Annotated in this window: 19 protein-coding genes; 12 read left to right on the top strand and 7 right to left on the bottom strand. The window is 53.6% G+C overall.

All coding sequences use genetic code 11. The features are described 5' to 3' along the window. Positions 1-4 precede the first annotated feature (4 nt). Together HGO41_RS03290 and yeiP are read right to left on the bottom strand one after the other, a co-directional pair. Positions 5-1,474: a mannitol dehydrogenase family protein gene (locus HGO41_RS03290; protein WP_013574657.1), complete on the bottom strand. Its 1,470-nt coding sequence runs from the start codon at positions 1,472-1,474 to the stop codon at positions 5-7. A 270-nt stretch (positions 1,475-1,744) separates the two neighbouring features. Further along, entirely contained in the window at positions 1,745-2,317 is a 573-nt protein-coding gene (yeiP, locus tag HGO41_RS03285; protein ID WP_015696520.1) for an elongation factor P-like protein YeiP, read from the bottom strand. Between the two features lie 244 nt (positions 2,318-2,561). Between yeiP and HGO41_RS03280 the strand changes: the two genes are divergently transcribed. Beyond that, positions 2,562-2,816, top strand: a complete 255-nt coding sequence (locus HGO41_RS03280) for a YkgJ family cysteine cluster protein (RefSeq protein ID WP_013574660.1) — start codon at positions 2,562-2,564, stop codon at positions 2,814-2,816. Here HGO41_RS03280 and HGO41_RS03275 read toward each other — a convergent pair. Then, complete coding sequence (locus HGO41_RS03275) at positions 2,813-4,027, bottom strand: sugar efflux transporter (RefSeq protein WP_112151183.1); 1,215 nt, start codon at positions 4,025-4,027, stop codon at positions 2,813-2,815. The genes HGO41_RS03280 and HGO41_RS03275 overlap by 4 nt on opposite strands. A 463-nt stretch (positions 4,028-4,490) precedes the next feature. On the opposite strand from HGO41_RS03275, the gene fruB reads away from it, so the two are divergent. The 3 genes from fruB to fruA are packed head-to-tail and all read left to right on the top strand — an operon-like array spanning position 4,491 to position 8,269. Beyond that, on the top strand, positions 4,491-5,621 hold the full coding sequence (fruB, locus tag HGO41_RS03270) for a fused PTS fructose transporter subunit IIA/HPr protein (protein ID WP_037036140.1): 1,131 nt from the start codon (positions 4,491-4,493) through the stop codon (positions 5,619-5,621). Beyond that, positions 5,618-6,553, top strand: a complete 936-nt coding sequence (gene fruK / locus HGO41_RS03265) for a 1-phosphofructokinase (protein ID WP_013574663.1) — start codon at positions 5,618-5,620, stop codon at positions 6,551-6,553. The genes fruB and fruK overlap by 4 nt, the downstream gene beginning before the upstream one ends. A 15-nt stretch (positions 6,554-6,568) precedes the next feature. Continuing rightward, on the top strand, positions 6,569-8,269 hold the full coding sequence (gene fruA / locus HGO41_RS03260; RefSeq protein WP_013574664.1) for a PTS fructose transporter subunit IIBC: 1,701 nt from the start codon (positions 6,569-6,571) through the stop codon (positions 8,267-8,269). A 106-nt stretch (positions 8,270-8,375) separates the two neighbouring features. Here the strand turns inward: fruA and nfo are convergent, their stop codons facing one another. Further along, positions 8,376-9,242, bottom strand: a complete 867-nt coding sequence (gene nfo / locus HGO41_RS03255; protein WP_013574665.1) for a deoxyribonuclease IV — start codon at positions 9,240-9,242, stop codon at positions 8,376-8,378. Positions 9,243-9,332: 90 nt separating this feature from the next. Next, entirely contained in the window at positions 9,333-10,439 is a 1,107-nt protein-coding gene (locus tag HGO41_RS03250; RefSeq protein ID WP_166860034.1) for a YeiH family protein, read from the bottom strand. Positions 10,440-10,627: 188 nt separating this feature from the next. On the opposite strand from HGO41_RS03250, the gene yieE reads away from it, so the two are divergent. From yieE to HGO41_RS03230, 4 genes are all read left to right on the top strand, one after another. Beyond that, complete coding sequence (gene yieE, locus HGO41_RS03245) at positions 10,628-11,500, top strand: DNA-binding transcriptional regulator YeiE (RefSeq protein WP_013574667.1); 873 nt, start codon at positions 10,628-10,630, stop codon at positions 11,498-11,500. Between the two features lie 131 nt (positions 11,501-11,631). Continuing rightward, positions 11,632-13,107: an amino acid permease gene (locus HGO41_RS03240; RefSeq protein WP_013574668.1), complete on the top strand. Its 1,476-nt coding sequence runs from the start codon at positions 11,632-11,634 to the stop codon at positions 13,105-13,107. Positions 13,108-13,340: 233 nt separating this feature from the next. Then, on the top strand, positions 13,341-14,423 hold the full coding sequence (locus HGO41_RS03235; protein ID WP_013574669.1) for a FecCD family ABC transporter permease: 1,083 nt from the start codon (positions 13,341-13,343) through the stop codon (positions 14,421-14,423). Beyond that, the gene (locus HGO41_RS03230; protein ID WP_013574670.1) at positions 14,423-15,262 is read left to right on the top strand and encodes an ABC transporter ATP-binding protein; all 840 of its coding nucleotides are present in this window, start codon (positions 14,423-14,425) and stop codon (positions 15,260-15,262) included. Before HGO41_RS03235 ends, HGO41_RS03230 begins: the two co-directional genes overlap by 1 nt. A gap of 193 nt (positions 15,263-15,455) precedes the next feature. Here HGO41_RS03230 and HGO41_RS03225 read toward each other — a convergent pair whose 3' ends face one another. Together HGO41_RS03225 and ompC are read right to left on the bottom strand one after the other, a co-directional pair. Continuing rightward, positions 15,456-16,262, bottom strand: a complete 807-nt coding sequence (locus HGO41_RS03225; protein WP_013574671.1) for a 5'-nucleotidase, lipoprotein e(P4) family — start codon at positions 16,260-16,262, stop codon at positions 15,456-15,458. 203 nt (positions 16,263-16,465) lie between these two features. Further along, entirely contained in the window at positions 16,466-17,575 is a 1,110-nt protein-coding gene (gene ompC, locus HGO41_RS03220) for a porin OmpC (RefSeq protein ID WP_013574672.1), read from the bottom strand. 324 nt (positions 17,576-17,899) lie between these two features. On the opposite strand from ompC, the gene dinG reads away from it, so the two are divergent. From dinG to HGO41_RS03200, 4 genes are all read left to right on the top strand, one after another. Then, the gene (dinG, locus tag HGO41_RS03215; protein WP_250980756.1) at positions 17,900-20,074 is read left to right on the top strand and encodes an ATP-dependent DNA helicase DinG; all 2,175 of its coding nucleotides are present in this window, start codon (positions 17,900-17,902) and stop codon (positions 20,072-20,074) included. Positions 20,075-20,119: 45 nt separating this feature from the next. Then, complete coding sequence (ybiB, locus tag HGO41_RS03210) at positions 20,120-21,082, top strand: DNA-binding protein YbiB (RefSeq protein WP_153375122.1); 963 nt, start codon at positions 20,120-20,122, stop codon at positions 21,080-21,082. Between the two features lie 310 nt (positions 21,083-21,392). After that, complete coding sequence (locus tag HGO41_RS03205; RefSeq protein ID WP_013574675.1) at positions 21,393-21,734, top strand: zinc ribbon domain-containing protein YjdM; 342 nt, start codon at positions 21,393-21,395, stop codon at positions 21,732-21,734. Positions 21,735-21,846: 112 nt separating this feature from the next. Then, positions 21,847-23,709 carry a M3 family metallopeptidase gene (locus HGO41_RS03200; protein WP_015689543.1) on the top strand — a complete coding sequence of 621 codons (1,863 nt, stop codon included), beginning with the start codon at positions 21,847-21,849 and terminating at the stop codon, positions 23,707-23,709. Positions 23,710-23,749: the final 40 nt, after the last annotated feature.

Raw genomic sequence — 23,749 nt, 5'->3', positions numbered from 1 at the left:
GGGCTTAACCTACGTATTTTGCCACGGTTTTCTTCGCGCCAATTCTTTGCAGATCGGCATACGCGCTCAGTATGGCCGCTACGACTTTCTCTTCATGAGGCAATTGCTCACCGAATACGCCCGTCAGGGCCAGCAGGGCTTTCACCCGCGGTTCGCCATCTTCGGTTGATGCCACAATTTTAGCGACGGTTTCAGCCATCGGATCTTTAATCTCAATGGACTGCCCGGCATCATCAGTACCACCGACATAACGCATCCAGCCTGCCACGCCCAGCGCCAGTAATTCATAGGAACCACCATTTTTAACATGCCAGCGGATGGAATCGAGCATACGCTGTGGCAGTTTCTGGGTGCCGTCCATCGCGATTTGCCAGGTTCGGTGTTTCAGCGCCGGGTTGCTGTAACGTGCAATCAGGCTGTCAGCATACGCACCGAGATCAACACCCTCGACGCTCAGCGTCGGAGCTTGTTCATGCAGCATCAGATGATGGGCAGCGGCCTTATAGTTGGCATCTTCCATACAATCGTTGATGTGCTGATAACCGGCCAGATAGCCGAGATAGGCGAGGAAAGAGTGGCTGCCGTTCAGCATGCGCAGCTTCATCTGTTCGAAAGGCAAAACGTCGGCAACCATCTGTGCGCCAGCTTTTTCCCAGTCCGGACGGCCCGCCACGAAATGGTCTTCCACGACCCACTGAATGAAGGGTTCACAGGCGATACCGCAAGGATCGGTCACACCTCCGAGGGCTTCGGTGATTTCTTCCAGCGTATTTTCCGTCGCGGCAGGAACAATACGGTCAACCATGGTGCTTGGGAAAGAGACGTTTCCGGCGATCCATTCAGCCAGTTCTGCGGAACGTGCTTTCGCCATGCCCAGTACGGCGTTTTTTACCACCAGACCGTTTTCAGGAATGTTATCGCAGCATAAAACGGTGAAGCCTGGTAAGCCGCGCTCATGACGTAAACGCAGGGCTTCGACTAAAACGCCCGGAGCGGTACCCGGCGCCTGACCGCCCGCCAGATCCTGCTGAATTTTTGGATTTTGCAGATCCAGTTCGCCGGTGCCCGGCTCAATGCAATAACCTTTTTCAGTGATGGTCAGGGAAACAATCGCGATCTGTGGCTCAGTGAGTTTTTCAAGTACTGCTTCCAGCCCGTCAATCCCGCCGTGCACAGATTCATGTGCAGAGCCGATGATAATCGCCTGATTGCCGTCCGCGCCTTTTTCCAGCACGGTAAACAGATGATTTTGCTGACGCAAACTCTGGATCAGCGTTTCATTGCCGAACAGGCTAATTTCGCAAATGCCCCAGTCGCCCCCCTGGAGGTTCAGCACGCGGTTGGTCAGTAGCGCCTGGTGAGCGCGATGGAAGGCACCAAATCCGAGATGAACAATACGGCTTTTTAACACATCGCGATCATAAGCAGGCAATGACACTGCTGCAGGCAGGGACGCTGTGGCAATAGTTTTCATGCAATACTCCAGGCAAGTCAGAAATAAATAATTGGTCAGGCCAAATTGGGGCTATTTACCCGTCAGTTGAATTTTATGCTGGATAAAGCGACGATTTAAGCCGAAATCAGGGCTTAGAGTGTAAAGTCATATGATAGAAAGGGGAATTGGTAAGTCCAGATAGCCACTCATTTTGTGATGCAGATCCACTGTCTGAAGGATTAATCGCAAAATGCAGACAATAAAAAAGGAACGCCGCAGCGTTCCTTTCAGCAGAGAGCGGGGCGCTGATTAATCCGCGCGCCCCATATAACGACGTTCTGCGATATGAATACGGATTTTGTCGCCAGAACTCAGGTATTCAGGAACCTGAATGTTCAGACCGGTGCTCATGACCGCAGGTTTGGTGCGGGAACTGGCGGAAGCGCCTTTGATGCCCGGTGCCGTTTCCACGATTTCCAGATCCACCGTCTGCGGCATTTCAAGCGCCAGCAGCTGGCTGTCCAGCGTCAGAACCTGCATGCCCTGCAAACCTTCTTCAGGGATGAACAGCAGTTCGTCTTCAATCTGCGCCTTATTAAAGGTGTAGGGCGTGAAGTCTTCGTCATCCATAAAGATGTATTCGTCACCATCAACGTAAGAGAAGTTCACTTTACGACGGGTCAGGGTAACGGTATCCAGGATATCGTCGCCTTTGAAGCGCTCTTCCACTTTGCCACCAGTACGAACGTCAGCGAAACGCATTTTGTACAAGGTGCTGGCACCACGGGCGCTCGGGCTCTGAACATCAATATCTTTTACCAGCAGCAATTTGCCGTCGTAGTTCACAACGAAGCCGCGTTTAATTTCGTTAGCACGTGCCATATAAATAACCTGTCAGGAGAGAGATAAATAATTTGCGACACGTTACCCGCGCCGCTGATTTCAGGCAAGCAGATAGCGTAAAAAGAGTCGCGAAAATCCGCTTTATGACGCATATTTTGCGCTTCGCCTGCCGGTATGAAAAATGTTCGGGTTATCGTGTTAAAGAGTCGTAAATATTTCGCTGGTGGCGCATTACGCTGCCTGCTATTGTCGCGGCTCAAAATGAGGCCTGAGGAGGCTGTTGATGGACTGTCGTACTGATTGCGGAGCCTGTTGCATAGCGCCTTCAATTTCCAGCCCGATCCCGGGAATGCCAGACGGAAAGCCTGCCAATACGCGCTGTGTTCAGCTGGCTGATAACTTTCTGTGTAAGATTTTCACCTCACCACTGCGTCCGAAAGTTTGCGCCAGCCTGCAGGCCAGCCGCGAAATGTGCTTTACACATCGCGACCAGGCGCTGACTTATCTGATTCAGCTTGAGGCAGATACCGCGCCTTAAATCACCGCCGCAGGCACGTCTTCCGCCGGTTTATCGACGTTTTTCACATTCCAGATACATAACACCGAACCAATCACCATCGCCAGTGCGGCATAAAATACCGCATGGTATGTCCAGAACTGGGCGATCACCCCGGCCAGCGAACCGGCCAGGATCCAGCCCGCCCGCGTTGAATTGGTAAATAACGTGGTGGCCGCGCCCGCCTGACCTGGCATCAGATCCTGGAAATACAGCATGCCGATCCCGGCCAGAATGCCGATGAAAATTGCGTTCAGCAACTGTAAAGCAATCAGCATTGCCGCACCGGTAGTAAACAGAATGCCGCCGTAGAAAATCACCCCCGCCAGCACAGCGAAACGCATCAGGAAGCGTTTCCCCAACTGTTTAGCCAGATATCCGGCGATCAGCATGGTCGGAATTTCCAGACAGGCTGCACTGCCCATCAGTACCCCCGCCAGTTTTTCCGGCAGACCCAGTTCACGCACCACATACAGCGGCATATTGATCAGATAAATGCTGTTTGCTGCCCACATCAGTGAACAGGCGATGAACAGCATCAGCGTATCACGGCGGTTACGGCGTGGTGCTTCCAGCGTGGCGGTGGTCTTGATGTGCGCCTTGGGCATCGAAGGCAGGAACATCCACACCATCACGCCGCACAGCAAGAAAGCCAGCGTGGCAGCGCAGTACATAAAGGTAAAACCAAAGCCCATCGACAGGGCAAAGGCCAGCGGCGGTCCGACGACCCATGCCAGCGAAACCTGTGCGCGCAAAATGGAGCTGAACATTACGGCTTCGCGACCAGTTTTTTCGGAATGCTCCCGTGCTAACGCGAACATCTGCGGGTTAGCTGTGGAACCAAAGCTCGACAGCAAAACGCCGATGAACAGCAGGATAAAGTAATTACGGTTAAAGGCGAAAAGCACACAAGCCAGCGCACCCAGAATGCAGCAATACAAAATCAGCGTTTTGCGGTCACCGCGTTGATCAGACCAGGTCGCCAGCAACTGGCTGACGAAGATGCCAATCACGGCACTGCCGGTAAAGAAGATACCCACCATAAACGGGCTGACGTGAACCTGAGAAGTGAGGAACAGGCTGAGCGTCGGGGTCTGTAACGCGCCTGCAATGCCGGTAAGGAAGGCGATGATCAGAAAAGCAGTTGACGTCATGTCGGGTAAACGGCGGGCTGACGTTGTAGAAATTCGCATTAGCTAAGTGAACCAGAAGTAGAGGAGGGGACGAAATTTGCGCGAATGTTACGACAGTTTAAAAAAAACAAAAACAGGTTTTGATCATCAAAAATGTAAACCACAGTGAATTTGCCATACTGAATAATAAAACCGCACTTTGTGTCAAAAATGACCGGGTGAGGCGTCGCTTCTTCACCGCAATATTGTCCGCAGAGAAGGGGGCAGCTTGCGTCAGCATTTTTCGTCAGCCTGACTTCAGCATTTGCGTTAAGTTATCCGTTTCGGAAAGCTCTCAGAAAGGAAACTGTGCGTAACATCAAAAAATCGTTACGCAAAATCAGGGAAAGCTTGATTTAAATACAGGCCGGATTGAGACTTCTTGAAACGTTTCAGCGTTGTCGGTTTTTCTTCTGAAATCTGATGGCGCTCCTTTTTTCTCAGTAAAGCTGAAACGATTCAATTTCAGCAGGAGAGGAGAATTATGTTCCAACTGTCACAGCAAGATATTCATCTCGGTGCGGCTGCCAGCGATAAGCAGGACGCTATTCGCCAGGTTGCAGCAGCACTGACTCAGGCCGGTCGCGTCAGCGCAGGTTATGTAGACGGCATGCTGGCGCGTGAGTTGCAAACCTCTACTTACCTTGGCAACGGCATCGCAATCCCGCATGGCACCACAGATACCCGTGATCTGGTGCTTGATACCGGTGTGCAGGTTTTCCAGTTTCCGCAAGGGATTACCTGGGGCGAAGGCCAGACGGCATATGTCGTGATCGGCATCGCAGCTCGTTCTGATGAACACCTCGGTTTGCTGCGTCAGCTGACGCACGTCTTAAGTGACGACAGCGTGGCTGATCGCCTGGCAAAAACAGATTCCGCTGAAGAATTACGCAGCCTGCTGATGGGCGAAAAAAATGCGGCTGAATTCCTGTTTGATAGCCAGTTGATCGCAGTCGATGTGGCCGCAGAAAACCTGATCACGTTACAGGCGCTGAACGCTGGCCGCCTGAAAGAGATTGGCGCTGTCGATACCGCTTTTGTCAGCGATGTGATCAGCCGTAAACCGCTGAACCTCGGGCAGGGCATCTGGCTGAGCGACAGCACCGAAGGCAACCTGAAAAGTGCTGCAACGGTAAGCCGTGCACAGCAGGCATTTGATCTGGATGGCGAAAAAGTCTCCATGCTGCTGACGATTTCTGTTGCTGACGATCAGCCGCTCGATGTGCTGAACTACCTCAGTGATTTGCTGATTGCCAACAAAGCTGAACGCTTGCTGACGGCAGATTCCGTCGGTGTGCTGGCATTGCTGACCAGCGAAGTCGAAGAACAAGCCAACGTGCTGACCGCTGAATACGTTATCCGTAACGAACACGGCTTGCACGCCCGTCCGGGTACCGCACTGGTGAACGTTATTAAGCAGTTCAGCAGCGAAATCACGGTAACGAATCTTGATGGCAGTGGTAAACCTGCCAACGGCCGCAGCCTGATGAAAGTCGTGGCGCTGGGCGTGAAAAAAGGTCACCACCTGCGTTTTACCGCGAGTGGTGAGGATGCAGAGCTGGCATTAAAAACCATCGGTGAAGCGATTGCTGAAGGTCTTGGGGAGGGCGCATGAGCCGTCGGGTCGCCACAATTACCTTAAACCCGGCCTATGATCTGGTCGGATACTGCCCCGAAATCGAACGGGGTGAAGTCAACCTGGTACAAACCACCGGCCTGCACGCGGCAGGTAAAGGGATTAACGTTGCCAAAGTGCTGAAAGATCTCGGCATCGACGTCACCGTTGGCGGTTTCCTCGGTAAAGAAAATCAGGATGGCTTCCAGCTGTTATTCAGCGATCTGGGTATTGCGAACCGCTTCCAGGTGGTTAATGGCCGCACCCGTATCAATGTCAAACTGACTGAAAAAGATGGTGAAGTCAGCGATTTCAATTTCTCCGGCTTCAACGTCACGCCTGCTGACTGGGAACGTTTCGTAACGGATTCCCTGTCATGGCTGGGCCAGTTCGACATGGTTGCCGTCAGCGGCAGTCTGCCAGCGGGTGTTGATCCTGACGCTTTCACCGACTGGATGAAACGTCTGCGCGCACAGTGCCCGTGCATCATCTTCGACAGCAGCCGTGAAGCGCTGGTTGCCGGTCTGAAAGCCGCGCCCTGGCTGGTGAAACCTAACCGCCGTGAACTGGAAATCTGGGCTGGCCGTAAATTGCCGGAACTGAGCGACGTGGTAGAAGCCGCGCATGCCCTGCGTGATCAGGGGATCGCCCATGTGGTGATTTCTCTGGGTGCTGAAGGTGCATTGTGGGTTAACGCCTCCGGTGCGTGGATCGCTAAACCGCCAGCCTGTGAAGTCGTCAGCACCGTGGGTGCTGGTGATTCCATGGTCGGTGGTCTGATCTACGGTTTGCTGATGCGTGAATCCAGTGAACATACGCTACGACTGGCCACTGCTGTTGCTGCCCTGGCTGTCAGCCAGAGTAATGTCGGTGTCACCGATCGTCCGCAACTCGCGGCGATGATGGCCCGTGTTGATCTGAAACCCTTTTAATCCGCAGGAGTCAGAATGAAAATGCTGCTGATGATAGACAGTTCGCTGGGACAGGCTCGCAGCCAACTGGCAAAAAATTTGCTCGCTGCTGCTGCGGCGAAAGCAGGCCACTCGTTGACCGAACAGGCCGCTGACGCTGATGTAGTGATTGTGGCCGGTGAAACCGTGCCAAACGAACCTGCGCTGGCTGGCAAAAATATTTATACCGGTAATGTGGCTGATGCAGTCCGTGATCCGGAGGCTTTCCTGCAACGCGCTGTGGCTGAAGCTAAACCTTATGTCGCACCTGTTGCGGCAGCCGTTGCCGCTCCGGCAGCCAGCGGCCCGAAACGTATCGTCGCCATCACTGCCTGCCCGACCGGTGTTGCACACACCTTTATGGCTGCAGAAGCGATTGAAACTGAAGCCAAAAAACGTGGCTGGTGGGTAAAAGTTGAAACCCGCGGTTCTGTAGGTGCAGGCAATGCTATTACACCGGAAGAAGTTGCAGCGGCCGATCTGGTGATTGTCGCGGCTGACATCGAAGTGGATCTGGCGAAGTTTGCCGGTAAGCCGATGTACCGCACGTCTACCGGTCTGGCACTGAAAAAGACCAAACAGGAACTGGACAAAGCGCTGGTTGAAGCTGAAGTGTTTGAGCCGAAATCTCAGGGCGCAGCGACGGGTACCAGGAAGAAAGAAGCGGGCGGCGCAGGCCCATACCGTCACCTGCTGACCGGCGTGTCTTACATGCTGCCAATGGTGGTTGCGGGTGGTCTGTGTATCGCACTGTCATTTGTCTTCGGTATCAAAGCCTTTGAAGTGAAAGGCACGCTGGCGGCGGCATTGATGCAAATCGGTGGCGCTTCAGCCTTCGCGCTGATGGTGCCGGTTCTGGCCGGTTTCATTGCCTTCTCTATCGCTGACCGTCCGGGCCTGACGCCGGGTCTTATCGGCGGCATGCTGGCTGTCAGCACCGGTGCTGGTTTCCTCGGTGGTATCATCGCAGGTTTCCTGGCGGGTTATGTGGCGAAAGCCATCAGCGGCAAGCTGAAATTACCGCAAAGTATGGAAGCGCTGAAACCTATCCTGATTATTCCGCTGGTGGCGAGTCTGATTACCGGTCTGGTGATGATTTACGTGGTCGGTACGCCGGTTGCTAAAATCATGGCGGGTCTGACTGCCTGGCTGCAATCTTTGGGTACAGCCAATGCGGTACTGCTCGGCGCAATTCTCGGTGCGATGATGTGTACCGACATGGGTGGCCCGGTGAACAAAGCTGCTTACGCGTTCGGTGTGGCACTGCTGAGTTCTTCCGTCTACGCACCAATGGCCGCCATCATGGCTGCCGGTATGGTGCCACCTCTGGCGATGGGGCTGGCGACATTGCTGGCGCGTCATAAGTTCGAGCAAAGCGAACGTGAAGGCGGTAAAGCGGCGCTGGTATTGGGCTTGTGCTTTATCTCTGAAGGTGCGATTCCGTTTGCGGCCCGTGACCCGATGCGTGTTCTGCCATGCTGTATCGCAGGTGGTGCACTGACCGGTGCGCTGTCGATGGCATTCCACGCACAACTGATGGCACCACACGGCGGTCTGTTCGTACTGCTGATCCCAGGTGCAATCACGCCGGTTCTCGGTTATCTGGTGGCGATTATCGCCGGTACGGTTCTGGCGGGTGGCGCATACGCGATTCTGAAACGTTCAGATGCTGCGGTAGCCGCGAAAGCTGCTGCATAACAGTAAATCGTTAAAAAACAAAAAGGCGCGACATGTGAATGTCGCGCCTTTTTTATTGCGCCTTCCCTTCGCAGGGGAGGGCGCCGACCGGAATTTACGGTAAAAACTACGCCGCGGCTTCGTCATTCTCGGCAGTCTGCTGCGCTTTCAGCCAGGCGATTTCATCTTTCCAGATATCCGGATTGACAGTTTCGAGGATCATCGGGATGCCGTCGAAACGTGCATCTTTCATAATCCAGCTGAATACGGTATTGCCGATATTGCCTTCGCCAAGGCTGTGGTGGCGGTCAACGCGGCTGTTGAACTCGCTTTTCGCGTCGTTGAGGTGCATCCCTCGCAGATATTGAAAACCAACCACCTCTTCAAAGTGCTTAAAGGTTTTCTCGCATTCTTCTGCCGTGCGCAGGTCGTAACCTGCCGCAAAGGCATGGCAGGTATCGATACAGACGCCAACGCGGCTTTTGTCTTCCACGCCTTCAATAATTTTGGCCAGATGCTCGAAGCGGAAGCCAAGATTGCTGCCCTGACCGGCGGTGTTTTCGATAACCGCAGTCACGCCTTTGGTTTTATCCAGCGCAATGTTCAGGGATTCAGAAATCAGCGCCAGGCATTTATCTTCTTCGATTTGCATCAGGTGGCTGCCCGGATGGAAATTCAGCAGCGACAGGCCCAGCTGTTCACAACGTTGCAGCTCATCGAGAAACGCCTCGCGGGATTTCTCCAGCGCCTCAGTCACCGGGTGCCCGAGGTTAATCAGGTAGCTGTCGTGCGGCAAAATCTGATTGCTTTGGTAACCGTATTTTTCACAGGCCACTTTGAATTTTTCGATGACGTCTTCCGGCAACGGTGCGGCTTTCCACTGACGCTGATTCTTTGTGAAAAGCGCAAAAGCCGTGGCTTCCAGCTCGTGTGCCCTCAGAACCGCCTGATCGACACCCCCGGCCGCACTCACGTGTGCTCCCACAAACTTCATTTTTGCTCCTCAGTTATTCATCGCGTTTATGGACAAATGATAGCGCCTCCGGGCAGGAGGCGCAGCACTGAAGTGTTAAAAGCAGCAATATCAGCCAAAAAGATGCTGAACCACTTGGTTGATACCGGCACCGCCGACAATCAGCCAGATAAACAGCAACGCCGCCAGCAGCATCGGTTTAAGCCCCGCCTGACGCAGTGCGCTCATGTGGGTGGTCAGCCCGAGCGCCGCCATCGCCATCGCCAGCAGCACGGTATCGAGCGTAATCAGCGCCGGGATCCAGCTGTGTGGCAAAATATTCAGCGAGTTGAATGCTGCCACCAGAATAAACAGCAGGGCAAACCATGGGATAGTTATATTGCGCATGCCCGCATTCTGGCCACCTTGTTGTACCTCTTTACGTGACTTCCAGCCAGAGAGCAGCAGCAGGAATGGTGCCAGCATCATGACGCGGATCATCTTGGCGATCACTGCCGCGTTTTCCGCATCCGGGCTGACACCCTGACCGGCCGCCACGACCTGCGCCACTTCGTGCACCGTCGAACCGGTGTAAATGCCGAACTGAGCAGCGGTAAAACTCAGCCAGTGATACTGCGCATTCAGATGCCATAACCACGGATACAGAAAGATGGCGGCTGTCCCGAAGATAACGACAGTGGCGACTGCAACCGTCACTTTCTCTGCTTTGGCATTCAGCACCGGTTCCGTCGCCATCACCGCCGCTGCGCCACAGATGCTGCTGCCTGCGCCAATCAGCATCGCGGTATCGCGATCCAGTTTAAACACCCGCTGTCCAAGCCAGCAGGCGAGGGCGAAAGTGGAGCACAACATCAGCGCGTCGATCACAATACCGGTCGCGCCGACATCGGCGATTTGTGCGAAGGTCAGCCGCAAGCCGTAAAGGATAATCCCCAGACGCAACAGACGTTGTTTCGCCAGCGTCACGCCGTCTTCGCACCAGGGTTTTGCCGCCGGATATACCGTATTGCCGACCACCATGCCGATGACAATCGCCAGCGTCAGCGCGCTCAGGCCGAGATGACTCAGTGCAGGAATATCGCTCAGCCAGAGCGCGAGTGCAGTGATCACACCGGTCAGCGCCAGCCCGGGTAACACGCGGCCAAAGCCCGACAAATGGGGTAAAGGGTGTTTATCCGCCGTCTTTTTATTTTCATTTTTAAGCGCAAGTGTACTCATTGTCCGTTCCTCGTTCAGGAGTGATGAAACAAGGCTACGCCGCGCTTATATAAAAATGAAATAGATTATTACTTTATAACCTAGCTGTAAAACTGGTATAAAACCTTCATTCAAAAGAGGCCTGCAAGGCAAGGGTCTATACTTAAAGCACAGCGTGCTGTCAGGCGCGTGAGAATAGCGGGACATTTATGCACATAACATTGCGACAACTTGAAGTTTTCGCCGAGGTGCTGAAAAGCGGTTCGACCACGCAGGCGTCGGTTGTGCTTTCATTATCACAATCGGCGGTCAGTGCGGCGCTGGCCGATATCGAAGGGCAGCTTGGCGTGCAGTTATTTGACCGTGTCGGGAAGCGGCTGGTAATTAATGAGCATGGGCGTTTACTGTATCCGAAAGCGCTGGCGTTGCTCGAACAGGCGGGCGAAATCGAGCGACTGTTCAATCACGATAACGGTTCGCTGCGCATCGGCGCGAGCAGCACCATCGGCAACTATATGCTGCCGGCGATGATCGCGGATTACCGCCTGGATTTCCCCAATACGCCGCTGGAGCTGAATGTCGGTAATACCAATGATGTTATTAACGCGGTGGCGGATTTTCGTGTCGATCTCGGTCTGATCGAAGGCCCGTGTCAGATGCCGGAACTGATCACTCAGCCCTGGCTGGATGATGAACTGGTGGTGTTTGTCGCGCCGGAAAATCCGCTGGCAGGGCGGGTCGTTTCGCTGGAATCGCTGGCGCGTGAACCCTGGATCCTGCGCGAGCGCGGTTCCGGTACCCGTGAGGTGTTAGATCATCTGCTGTTGCCTCAGTTGCCGGATTTTAACCTGGTGATGGAACTGGGGAATTCCGAGGCCATTAAGCACGCTGTAAGGCATGGCATCGGGATCAGTTGCCTCTCGCGGCGGGTGATTTCTGAGCAGCTGAGCAGCGGTTCGCTGGTGGAAATCCGGCTGCCCGTCGCGCCGCTGGTGCGTAAGCTTTACCTGATTCATCACCGGCAAAAACATATCTCCGGCGCATTATCACGTTTTCTAACCTATTGTCGCGAAGCCCAATAACGGTCTTTCACTAATGATCTGCGGCCAGTTATGAAGGTGTCTTATAACAGGTCGTTCCTGCTATTCAGAGCGGCAGGTTTTGCTACAATCCGCGCTTAAATTTGCACATGACGAGCGGATATAGGGAAAAAATGGCTCAACAACCTACAAAAAATACGCAGGTGGCTCCCACACTGCGTCGCGAGCTGAAGGCACGTCACTTAACGATGATCGCCATAGGCGGTTCAATTGGTACGGGGTTATTCGTTGCATCAGGTGCGACAGTTTCCCAGGCAGGCCCGGGTGGGGCACTGCTTTCCTACGCATTAATCGGCATCATGGTTTACTTCCTGATGACCAGCCTCGGTGAGCTGGCGGCGTTCATGCCGGTTTCCGGTTCATTCTCCACTTACGGCTCCCGTTATGTTGAAGAAGGCTTCGGTTTCGCACTGGGCTGGAACTACTGGTACAACTGGGCAGTCACCATCGCGGTTGACCTGGTGGCCTCACAACTGGTGATGAATTACTGGTTCCCGGACACACCGGGCTGGATCTGGAGCGCCTTGTTCCTTGGTCTGATTTTCCTGCTCAACTACATTTCCGTGCGCGGTTTTGGCGAGGCGGAATACTGGTTCTCGCTGATCAAAGTGGTTACCGTCATCATCTTTATCGCCGTTGGCGTCCTGATGATCACCGGCATTATGCGCGGTGCTGAAACGGCGGGCTGGCATAACTGGGCCATCGGTGATGCGCCGTTTGCAGGCGGATTTGCCTCGATGATAGGCGTGGCGATGATTGTCGGTTTCTCCTTCCAGGGCACTGAACTGATCGGGGTGGCGGCGGGCGAATCTGAGAATCCGGGCAAGAATATTCCGCGCGCGGTGCGTCAGGTTTTCTGGCGTATTCTGCTGTTCTATATTCTGGCGATTCTGGTGATCAGCCTGATCATTCCTTATACCGATCCGAACCTGCTGCGTAATGAAGTCGGCGATATCTCGGTAAGTCCGTTCACGCTGGTATTCCGTAATGCGGGTCTGTTATCAGCGGCGGCGGTAATGAATGCTGTGATCCTGACGGCGGTACTGTCAGCCGGTAACTCCGGAATGTACGCCTCAACCCGCATGCTGTTTACCCTGGCGAGCGAAGGCAAAGCGCCGCGCATATTCGCTAAGCTGTCGAAAGGGGGTGTGCCGCGTAACGCGCTGTATGCCACCACTATCGTGGCGGCGTTGTGTTTCCTGAGCTCAATGTTTGGTAATCAGACCGTTTACCTGTGGCTGCTGAACACGTCGGGCATGACCGGTTTCATCGCCTGGCTGGGGATTGCGGTCAGCCATTACCGCTTCCGTCGCGGTTATGTCTTACAGGGCCGTGATCTGAAGAGACTGCCTTATCTGTCAGGTTTCTTCCCGTTCGGCCCGGTTTTCGCCTTTGTGTTGTGTCTGATCATTACGCTGGGCCAGAACTATCAGGCATTCCTGAAAGACACCATTGACTGGGGTGGCGTAGCGGCGACTTACATTGGCTTGCCACTGTTCCTGATCATCTGGTTCGGCTACAAGCTGAGCAAAGGCACTAAAGTGGTGAAATACAGCGAAATGGAATTCCCGGATCACGTCGATAAGTAACAGACCCCGATTTCCATGGCATTGAAAAGCGGAGCTCAGGCTCCGCTTTTTCATGCCTGCGATTCACGCCAGGAGACCCATTACGTCATGCTTTGTTACGCCCTTGTTTACTTTGAATGTCTGATAGGTTTTGCAAAACACATTGATAATTATTATCATTTATTTCCTTCCTACGGGAACCCCAGAACATGTTCTCCCGCCGTAAGTTTTAACTTAATGAGATTGAAGCGAAAATGAGTGCAACTACCGAACCCACCCTGAGGGTGAACGTCAACGCCGAAGACAGCGTTATGGGGCGATACCAGAATATCGTGCGCCGCCGTCTGTTAGTTATGCTGATCCTGGTACTGGCGATTGTCGTTTCACTGGTGATTGATTTCATTATGGGGCCTTCGGGGTTATCGCTCGGCACATTGTGGAAAACGCTGTTTGACGCCGCAGCGGCGGATCCGGGCACGCGGGTGATTGTCTGGGATATTCGTCTGCCTTACGCGCTGATGGCGGTGGCAGTTGGTATGTCACTGGGCCTTGCCGGTGCTGAAATGCAGACCATCCTCAATAACCCGCTGGCCAGTCCGTTTACGCTGGGCGTGTCTTCTGCTGCGGCGTTTGGTGCGGCGCTGGCGATTGTGCTTGGCATTGGTATTCCGGGTGTGCCGGATCAATGGTTTATCTCCGCCAACGCCTTCATTTTTGCCTTATTTGCCGCACTGATGCTCGACGGTATCACCCGCTGGACGCGCGTTGCCAGCTCCGGTGTGGTGCTGTTTGGTATCGCGCTGGTCTTTACCTTCAACGCACTGGTTTCGCTGATGCAGTTTATCGCCACCGAAGACACCTTACAGGGGCTGGTTTTCTGGACGATGGGCAGCCTGGCGAGGGCGTCGTGGGTGAAACTCGGCGTGATGGTGCTGGCATTCCTGATTTTATTGCCGTGGTCGATGATGAGCGCGTGGAAACTCACCGCGCTGCGTCTGGGTGAAGATCGTGCCGTCAGTTTTGGTATCGACGTGCGTCGCCTGCGCCTCGGTACGTTACTGCGCATCAGTATTCTTTCCGCACTGGCGGTGGCTTTCGTCGGGCCGATCGGTTTTATCGGGCTGGTGGCGCCGCATATTGCCCGCCTGATGTTTGGTGAAGATCACCGTTTTTATCTGCCCGCCAGTGCGCTGATTGGCGCGCTGGTGTTGTCGATGGCGTCGGTAGCCTCTAAAAATCTGGTGCCGGGCGTCATTATTCCTGTCGGTATCGTGACGTCTCTGGTTGGCGTGCCGTTCTTCCTGAGTATTATTCTGCGCCACCGGGGGAACATCTGATGTCTGCGATGTTAGAAACGCGTCCTGAAGATTTACTGAATGCTGCTACGCAGGGCCTGCAAATCCGCGATTTCAACGCCGGATATCCGAAGCGCCGCGTGATCCGCAATCTGAATGTACCGATGTTGCCACGCGGGAAAATTACCGTTCTGCTCGGGCCAAATGGCAGCGGTAAGTCGACGCTGCTGCGTTCTCTCGCCGGGCTTAACCGTGCGGAAGGGCAACTGATGCTCGACGGACACGATTTAATGCCGATGCCGTTTGCACGACGTGCAGAGCAGGTGGTGTATCTGCCGCAAACTCTGCCTGCGGGCGTACATCTGCATGTGCTGGAATCCATTATCGTGGCGCAGCGCGCGTCCGGCGGCGGTAAAGGCAAGAATGCGGAAGGTACCGACACAGTGATGGCGCTTTTGCGTCAGTTGGGTATCGAACATCTGGCGCTGAGTTATCTCGATCAGCTTTCCGGTGGTCAGAAGCAACTGGTTGGCCTGGCGCAATCGTTGATCCGCCAGCCGTCATTACTCCTGCTGGACGAACCGCTCAGCGCACTCGATCTCAACTACCAGTTCCATGTCATGGATCTGGTGCGCAAGGAAACGCAGAAACGCAATATCGTGACAGTGGTTGTGGTGCATGACATCAATATCGCCCTGCGTCATGGCGACCGCGTGCTGATGCTTAAAGACGGTAATCTGATTGCCGATGGCGAGCCGGAAGACGTGATCACTGCCGACAGTCTGGCGCGGGTCTACGGTGTACGCGGCAGAATTGAGCGCTGCTCGCAGGGGACACCGCAGATATTGATCGATGGGTTAGTGGGGAATCCGGAGATTTAACGCGATGTCCTGACAAAAGGCAGACATTACTCAGGCGTTCACCGATCCGCTCCCTCCCCTGCGAAGGGGAGGGCTGGGGTGGGGTATTAAAGCAAAAACGTTGGGTGAAGTTTCCGCTCAGGCAATTGATTTACAGTCTAAAACCCCCTCCCAACCTCCCCCTTCGCAGGGGGAGGAGCAAACCGCAACGGGCTTATTTCCCGCTCCACGCCTTCAAATTCTGCTCCCGCGCTGACAGTTTCTGCTCAGGCGTCAGCTTGTTGTAATCCTTCGCCAGACCACTTTCCCAGTCACCGTACAGCGGATTTGGCAGCACGATATATTGTGTACCGAAGTGCTGATGGTTCTGATTCACAAACGCCCGACGCTGCTCGTTGCCCTGATGGTAGGTGGCAGAACCAAAGTCATTCAGGTTGTCGCCGATGTAAATCACCACGTGATAACCCGCGGCTTTGATGGAATCAAAACGTGCCTGCTTGTTGGAGGTATCAGAACTCAGCAGCATGGTTTTTTCATTGGCGCCGGTAAAGCCCAGACGGTTCATATTGTCCAGTGTCGCGGCGTATTCGCTGGTTTTGCGATTGGACACGTAGAACATCGTGCCGCCGTGAGTGTTGACATAATTAGCGAATTCAACCGCACCGGGAACGGCTGTTGCCTGGCGGGCTGCTGTCCACTGAGACCAGGTCTTGCTGTCGAATGGCTTGTTCGCTTTGACCTGCCACGCACTGTATGCGCTGTTATCGAGCATGGTTTCATCGAGGTCAACGACAACGGCTTTCTTCTGACCAGCCAGAGGCTGCGCCTGATCGAAAGCCATTTTGGCCGTGTTAAATGCCTGATAAGCCAGCGCCTGATATTCACCGGATTGCTGGAACCAGTTCAGTGCCATGACGGACTGATCGTTCAGCTTCTGCTGGGCATCGGTTTTTTGCTGCGCACAGCCACTGAGGGCCAGCATGATTAAAGCACTGGTGGTGCAAAGCGAAATTTTATTCATTGGTTGTCCCTATGCTTGTTACGAAGGATTCGCATTCATGAAAATCGTTAAAACTTTAGCAGATTCAGCGGGGTGTGAAAGAATAAATGATGAGTTACGCGAGATGTGCCGGAAAATGACAGAAATGAAAAAGGCCGGAGGGTGAGTCCGGCCAAAAAAATCAAAGACAGAGAAATAACAATGAGGGGGTAAAACGCTTAAATTTAGAACTGATAAACTAGGCCAACGGCAGTGATATCGTCGTTGTTCAGAGCCAGTTTATTGTCGTCAGACAGTTGGTTGATTTTATAATCAACATACGCAGACATATTTTTGTTGAAATAATAGGTCGCGGCTACGTCAACGTATTTAACCAGGTCGGCATCACCGATATTCTCAATATCTTTTGCTTTAGTCTGGACATAACCCAGTGAAGGGCGCAGGCCATTTTCAAACTGATATTGTGCAACGGCTTCGAAGGTTTGTGTTTTATTCGCAAAACCGCTGCCAGCCGGTGCGCCTGCAATTCCGCCAGGGACGGTGATTGCCACCATATTACGGGTTTCAGCATACATTGCGGCTAAATAAACGCCATTTGCGTCATATTTCATGCCGCCAGTCCATGCGTCTGCTTTATCACCTTTGCCGTAAGTGGAATTACTCTGAGCAGTTGTGCGGTCAGAAGAAGCATAGGCACCACCCAGGCTCACGCCGCTGTCACCCAGTGCGTAAGTGGTGGAAAGTGCATAACCGTCGCCGTTAGCTGTGCTGCTGCCGCGACCGTCGTTTTCATTTTTGCCCTGGTACTGAACGGCAACGTTCAGACCGTCAACCAGGCCGAAGAAGCCACGGTTACGGTAGGTGGCTACGCCGTTGGTACGGCCAGTCATGAAGCGGTCAGCCTTGGTATAACCGTCGCCGCCGAATTCAGGGAACATATCGGTCCAGGCTTCAACGTCGTACAGCGCACCGTAGTTACGGCCATAGTCGACGGAACCGTATTGACCGAATTTCAGGCCAGCGAAGGCCAGACGGGTTTTGGTGCCGGTGGTGCTTGGCGTTTTGCTGTCAGATTCAGCATGGTTAGCCATGACGTTGTATTCCCACTGGCCGTAGCCGGTGATCAGGTCATTAATTTGTGTCTGGCCTTTAAAACCGAAACGAATATAACTCTGGTCGCCGTCATTGCTGGCAGCGTCAGAGAAGTAATGCAGACCTTTCACTTTACCGTACAGGTCCAGTTTATTGCCGTCTTTATTATAAACTTCCGCTGCGTGTGCGCCTGATGCAATCAATAAACCAGGAATTAAAAGTGCCAGAATATTACGTTTCATGAATTTTTACCCTGCATTTTCTATTAAAAGCTTTTTGGGAAAGCTTTATATGAAGTCTTATGGAAAGACGCTAATCACCATTTTTTGCTGTGCATTCCGTGTGGACTCGGATTTTTCTCAGCGAGAGTTTTTTACCGTATTTTTGTGATCAATTTATGACAGTCAGAAATGAACTTTTTCTTTTTTTACACATCCTCCGTTTTTTCTGCACAATTTTCGTTCACCCGTAAGGAGGAGGAATTGAGATTTCGGGCTGCGCCGGAAGCGGGTCTGTGTGACAATAGCCCCGACATTCCTGTCTCACTTCCAACAAAAAAGAGATGCATGGCGCTTTCCCCCGCAGTAAAAAATCAGATAAGCCAGTGGTACAAAGCCCTGCAACAGCAAATCCCGGACTTCATTTCCCGCGCTCCGCAACGTCAGATGATTGCAGAGGTGGCGAAAGCGTTCTCGGGGGATTCTGCACGGCATCTGGCCATTGAGGCGCCAACTGGCGTCGGGAAAACGCTGTCCTATCTGATCCCCGGCATTGCCGTCAGCCGCGAGGAAGAAAAACCGCTGATTGTCAGCACCGCCAACGTGGCGTTGCAGGATCAGATTTTCAGTAAAGATCTCCCGCTGCTGAAAAAAATTATTCCGGATCTGAAATTCACCGGCGCATTCGGGCGTGGCCGTTATGTCTGCCCGCGTAATCTGGCGGCGATGAGTAACGAGAATGCGCAGGGCGACCTCGGGTTGTTCCTCGGCGATGAACTGGCGCCTTCCAGCGGCGAAGAACAGAAACTCTGTAAAACGCTGGAAACCGCGTTGTCCCGCTACGAGTGGGACGGATTGCGCGATCATTACCAGAAAACCATCGACGATCCGCTGTGGATAAAAATCAGCACCGACAAAGCCAACTGCCTCAGCCGTAACTGCCACTATTTCCGCGAATGTCCGTATTTTGTGGCGCGCAAAGAGATCGAAAGTGCCGATGTGGTGGTGACTAACCACGCGCTGGTGATGGCTGCGCTGGAATCGGAATCGGTGCTGCCGCCGGCGAAAGATCTGCTGCTGGTGCTTGATGAAGGCCATCATTTGCCGGAAGTGGCGCGTGATGCGCTGGAAGTTGAGGCCGAAATCACAGCGGTGTGGAATAACCTGCAACTGGACAACTTTGTGCGGCAGATTGAGCAATGTCTGGCGCTGTTCACCCCGAAAAATCCGCCGCCGCTGACCCATGCTGAACGCCTGCATAACCACTGTGCCGAAATGCGCGAACTGCTGCTGCTGATCGAGCAAGCGGTCAGCCAGCATCTGCCACCTGCAGAACCGGAAGCCGAATACCGTTTCGAGCTGGGCGTCTTACCCCCTGAACTGACCGAACAGTGCAGCCGCCTGTTTAAACTCACCGATGGCCTGCGCAGCCTGGCAGAATACATGGTGAATGACCTCATCGAGAAAACCGGCAAGCACGATATTATGCGTTTACACCGCGCGATTCTGCATATGAGCCGCATGCAGGGGTATCTCGAAACCATGAGCAAACTGTGGCGGCTGGCGGCGCTGGACAAGGCCTCGAATGCCCCGATTGGCAAATGGGTGACGCGTTCGTATTTCGATAACCAGACACATCTGGTGTTTCATTGCGCGGGGATCCGCGTCAGCGAACAGCTGGAAAAAATGCTGTGGCGCAAAGTGCCGCATGTGGTGATCACTTCCGCGACATTGCGTTCGCTGAACAGTTTTTCCCGGCTTCAGGAAATGAGCGGGCTGACGGAAAAAGCCGGTGACCGGTTTGTCAGCCTGGATTCGCCGTTTAATCACCTCGAGCAGGGCAAGCTGGTCATTCCGCAAATGACCCTCGAACCGGTGATGGCCAATGAGGCCGCGCATATTCAGGAAATGGCAGATTTCTTCCGCGCTGAACTGGCGAAAGGGGGGCATACCGGTCAACTGGTATTGTTTGCCAGCAACCGTGCGTTACAGCAGTTTGTGGCGCTGTTACCGGATTTACGCCTGATGTTACTGGTGCAGGGCGATCAGCCGCGCTACCGGCTGGTCGAGGAGCACCGTAAACGCGTCGCTGCGGGCACCACCAGCGTACTGATTGGCCTGCAATCGTTCGCCGAAGGGCTGGACCTGAAAGGGGAACTGCTGACGCAGGTACATATCCATAAGATCGCTTTCCCCCCTATCGACAGTCCGGTTATTCTGACGGAAGGTGAATGGCTGAAAACGCTGAAACGCTATCCGTTTGAAGTGCAGAGTTTGCCCAGCGCGTCATTCAATCTGATCCAGCAGGTCGGGCGACTGATCCGCAGCCATGAATGTACGGGCGAAATCGTGATTTACGATAAGCGCCTGCTGACAAAAAGTTACGGTGCACGCCTGCTGGCGGCATTGCCGGTATTCCCGATTGAACAGCGCGAAATGCCAGCGCCCGGTTCAGTGAAGCGTCCCGATATTCTCAAGACCGCGAAGAAAGACCCGGTTCGTCGCCGTGCGCGCAGACGATAACTTCTTTCCACTGACACATGATTGCACAGACAAGGTAAGGCTACGATGGATTACACCAAACTCATCAAAGAAGTGGGACGGGGCAAAAATCACGCCCGCGATTTGAACCGTGAGCAGTCGCATGCGTTGTATCGCCACATGCTGGCGGGCGAGGTGCCGGATCTGCAACTCGGTGCGCTGCTGATTGCGTTTCGTATCAAAGGCGAAGCGGAAGAAGAAATGCTCGGTTTTTATCAGGCGATGGACGAGTGCGTGATGCGCCTTCAGCCACCGGCTGATCGTCCGCTGCCGGTCGTGATCCCAACCTATAACGGTGCACGTAAACAGGCGAATCTGACGCCGCTGCTGGCTATCCTGCTCAGCCGTCTCGGCTTGCCGGTGCTGGTGCATGGTGTGGATGAAGATCCTACCCGCATCACCAGTGCTGAGATTTTTCGTGCGCTCGGCATCCGCGCAGCACAAAGCCAGCAGGACGCACAACAGCTTTCAGATGCGGCTGACGCACCGGTATTTGTGCCAATCTCCGTACTTTGCCCGCCAGTCGAAAAACAGCTCGCGTTGCGCTGGCAAATGGGGGTGCGAAACAGCAGCCATACCCTGGCGAAACTTATCACGCCGTTTACCGGTCAGGATTCCCTGCGTTTATCGAGTGTTTCGCACCCTGAATACGTGCAGCGTGTTTCCTCGTTCTTCCGCCAGATTGATGGCCGTGCGCTCCTGACGCAAGGCACTGAAGGGGAAGTGTACGCGAACCCTTCACGCTTTCCGCAGACGCACTTTATCGCCGGTGGCGAACAGCGCGTACTGGCCGAAAAAGAAGAGATTTTCGGTGCGGACGTGCCGGCAAGCAAAGATGTCGCCACTACCGTTGCCTACATTCAGGAATGCCTGAAGGGCGAACGCGCTATTCCGCAGGCGATCATCACGCAACTGGCGTGTTGTCTGGTGGCCGCAGAGGTTTGTGCCGATATGGTTGAGGCCAGAATGATTGTGGATCAGATTTTTTAACCGAACTCGATCCGCTCCCTCCCTGCGAAGGGGAGGGTTGGGGTGGGGTATTAAGGTCAAAATCAGGCGTTTAAGTGTGCATAAGCATGGGTTTCGCCTTTAATACCTCCTCCCGGCCTCCCTCTTCGCAGGAGGAGGAGTTAAAAAACTGCCTGTATTCCTCTATAAATCCTGCGTTTAAGTCCGGCTCAGCTCCCCAAAAACTCCGTTACCCTGTTCAAAAGTGTGGTTAACCGCTAAAATAGAGAAACTACGAAATTTATTTCATGATTTTATTCGTTTTTTTATAAAATTTTATGGGGATTTAAATATGGAAACTTTACCAGCTTGCCCGACGTGTCAATCCGAATTCACCTGGCAGGACGGCGAAATGCTTAACTGCCCTGAATGCGGTCATGTCTGGTCGATGAACAGTGATGCTGCGGCAGATGATGATGTACTGAAAGTGGTGGATGCCAACGGCAATCTGCTGGCGGATGGCGATTCTGTCACCGTGATCAAAGACCTGAAAGTGAAAGGCAGTTCTTCGATGCTGAAAATCGGCACCAAAGTGAAAGGCATTCGTTTAGTCGAAGGCGATCACAACATCGATTGCAAAATTGATGGTTTCGGCCAGATGAAACTCAAATCTGAGTTTGTTAAGAAAAACTGATCTCCGCACCTTCCTGCCTGACGTTCAAAAGCGGTTTTGCCATATCGACATAACCGCTTTGCGAACATACACTCAATGCATAATCTCGTTAACTTTCAGCAGAGAAGAATGCATGAAACAGGCCCAGGACTACTTTAACGCCCTCAATCGCGATTACCTCAACGTTCATCAGGACAAAGAAAATTTGTTCTGGCAACACTATATGGGCACCGGTGATGACACTGTTTCTGCGGCTTTCTCCGCTGCTGAAACGGCGTACAAACGTTTTATCGCCCAGCCTTCCCGCCCGCAGGAATTGCGTGATGCGATTGCCCGCGTCGAAAAAGAATCCGCCAGCGAGGCGCGTGATGCCTTACTGCACGGTCTGCGTGGCTGGCTGAATTTCTTTGACTGTAACGTGATTGAAGACCCTAAAGCACAGGCGCTGCTGGATGAAATTATTCAGGCGGAATCGGCGCTGTTCGGCAAACGTAAGCAGTACCGCATGACGCACATCAACAGCAAAGGCGAGCGCGTTAATGCCTCCCTTGGCGAGCTGCTGACCAATCAGGCGAATAACGAAAATGAAGTCTACCGCCGGAGTTCGCAAAATGCTTTGCGCGAACTGGAGGACTGGCTGCTGCATAACGGATTGCCTGAGCTGATCGGCTTGCGTAACCGTTTTGCGCGTCAGCTCGGTTACCGCAACTACTTCGATTATAAAGTGAATAAAACCGAGCGCATGTCGCCGGAACAGTTATTCGCCATCCTCGATCGTTTCGAAGAGCAAACCCGCGAAAGCAACACCCGCAGCCTCAATGAACTGGTCGCGCGTGAAGGCGACGCCGCACTATTGCCATGGAATATCCGCTTCGCCAGCGCCGGTGACGTCACCCGTCAGCTCGATCCTTACTTCCCGTTCGCTGATTCCCTGCGTCGCTGGATAGACAGCTTCAAGCGCCTGAATATCGGTTTTAATGGTGCAGAAATGCAGCTGGATTTGCTGGTACGCGAAGGCAAGTTTGAAAATGGTTTTATGCACGGGCCGGTGCCGCCGTTCTATGACAACGGCAAATGGGTGCCAGCAGTGATTAACTTCACCAGCCTGGCGAAACCTGATCAGATTGGCAGTGGCGCGAATGGCCTGAATACGCTGTTCCATGAAGGCGGCCATGCGGCGCACTTCGCCAATATCCGCCAGAATGCGCCATGCTTCTCGCAGGAATTCCCGCCGACGTCCATGGCCTATGCGGAAACGCAATCCATGTTTTGCGACAGCCTGCTGGAAGATGCTGACTGGCTGAAACGTTATGCGAAAAATACCGCAGGTGAACCGGTGCCGGATGAACTGATCCGCGCCAGTATTGAAGCCCGTCAGCCGATGCGTTCCTTCAATGAACGTCACATTCTGCTGGTGCCGTATTTCGAGTGGCAGCTTTATCAGTGGCCGGATGAGAAACGCACGCCGGAAGCGATGACCGCGCTGGCGCGTGATGTCGAAACCCATATTCTGGGCGTCACCGGCAGTCCGCGTCCGACGCTCGCTATCCCGCATCTGCTTTCCATGGAATCCGCCTGTTCGTATCAGGGCTATCTGCTGGCGATGATGGCCGTGGAACAGACCCGCGCTTTCTTCCTGAAACGCGATGGTTATCTGACCGACAATCCGGCCATCGGTCCGGATCTGGCGAAGCATTACTGGACGCCGGGTAACAGCGTCAGTCACGACGATACCTTGCGCAGCCTGACCGGCGAGGGGTTCAATCCGGATTATCTGGCGCAGGCCTGTAATCAGACCGTGGATGCGGCGTGGCAGGAAGCGCAGCAGACCATTGAAAAGGCATCAAAACGTGAGCAACCTGAAGCGGATTTCGATCTGAATGTGCATATCCGCGTGGTGGATGGTGCGTTGATCCTCGCTGACAGTGCCGACGGTGATGACGCGATGTGTCAGGATTTTGCGGATTTCGTTGAACAGAACTACGGTAGAAAATAGTTACAGCAAAAAATAAAGATCATGAACATAAAAGCCACCG

Source organism: Rahnella sp. CG8, from assembly GCF_023701875.1.
In the GTDB taxonomy this organism is placed as follows: domain Bacteria; phylum Pseudomonadota; class Gammaproteobacteria; order Enterobacterales; family Enterobacteriaceae; genus Rahnella; species Rahnella aceris.
The sequence above is the reverse complement of the archived record's forward strand: the minus strand, read 5'-3'. Positions and strand labels throughout refer to the sequence as shown.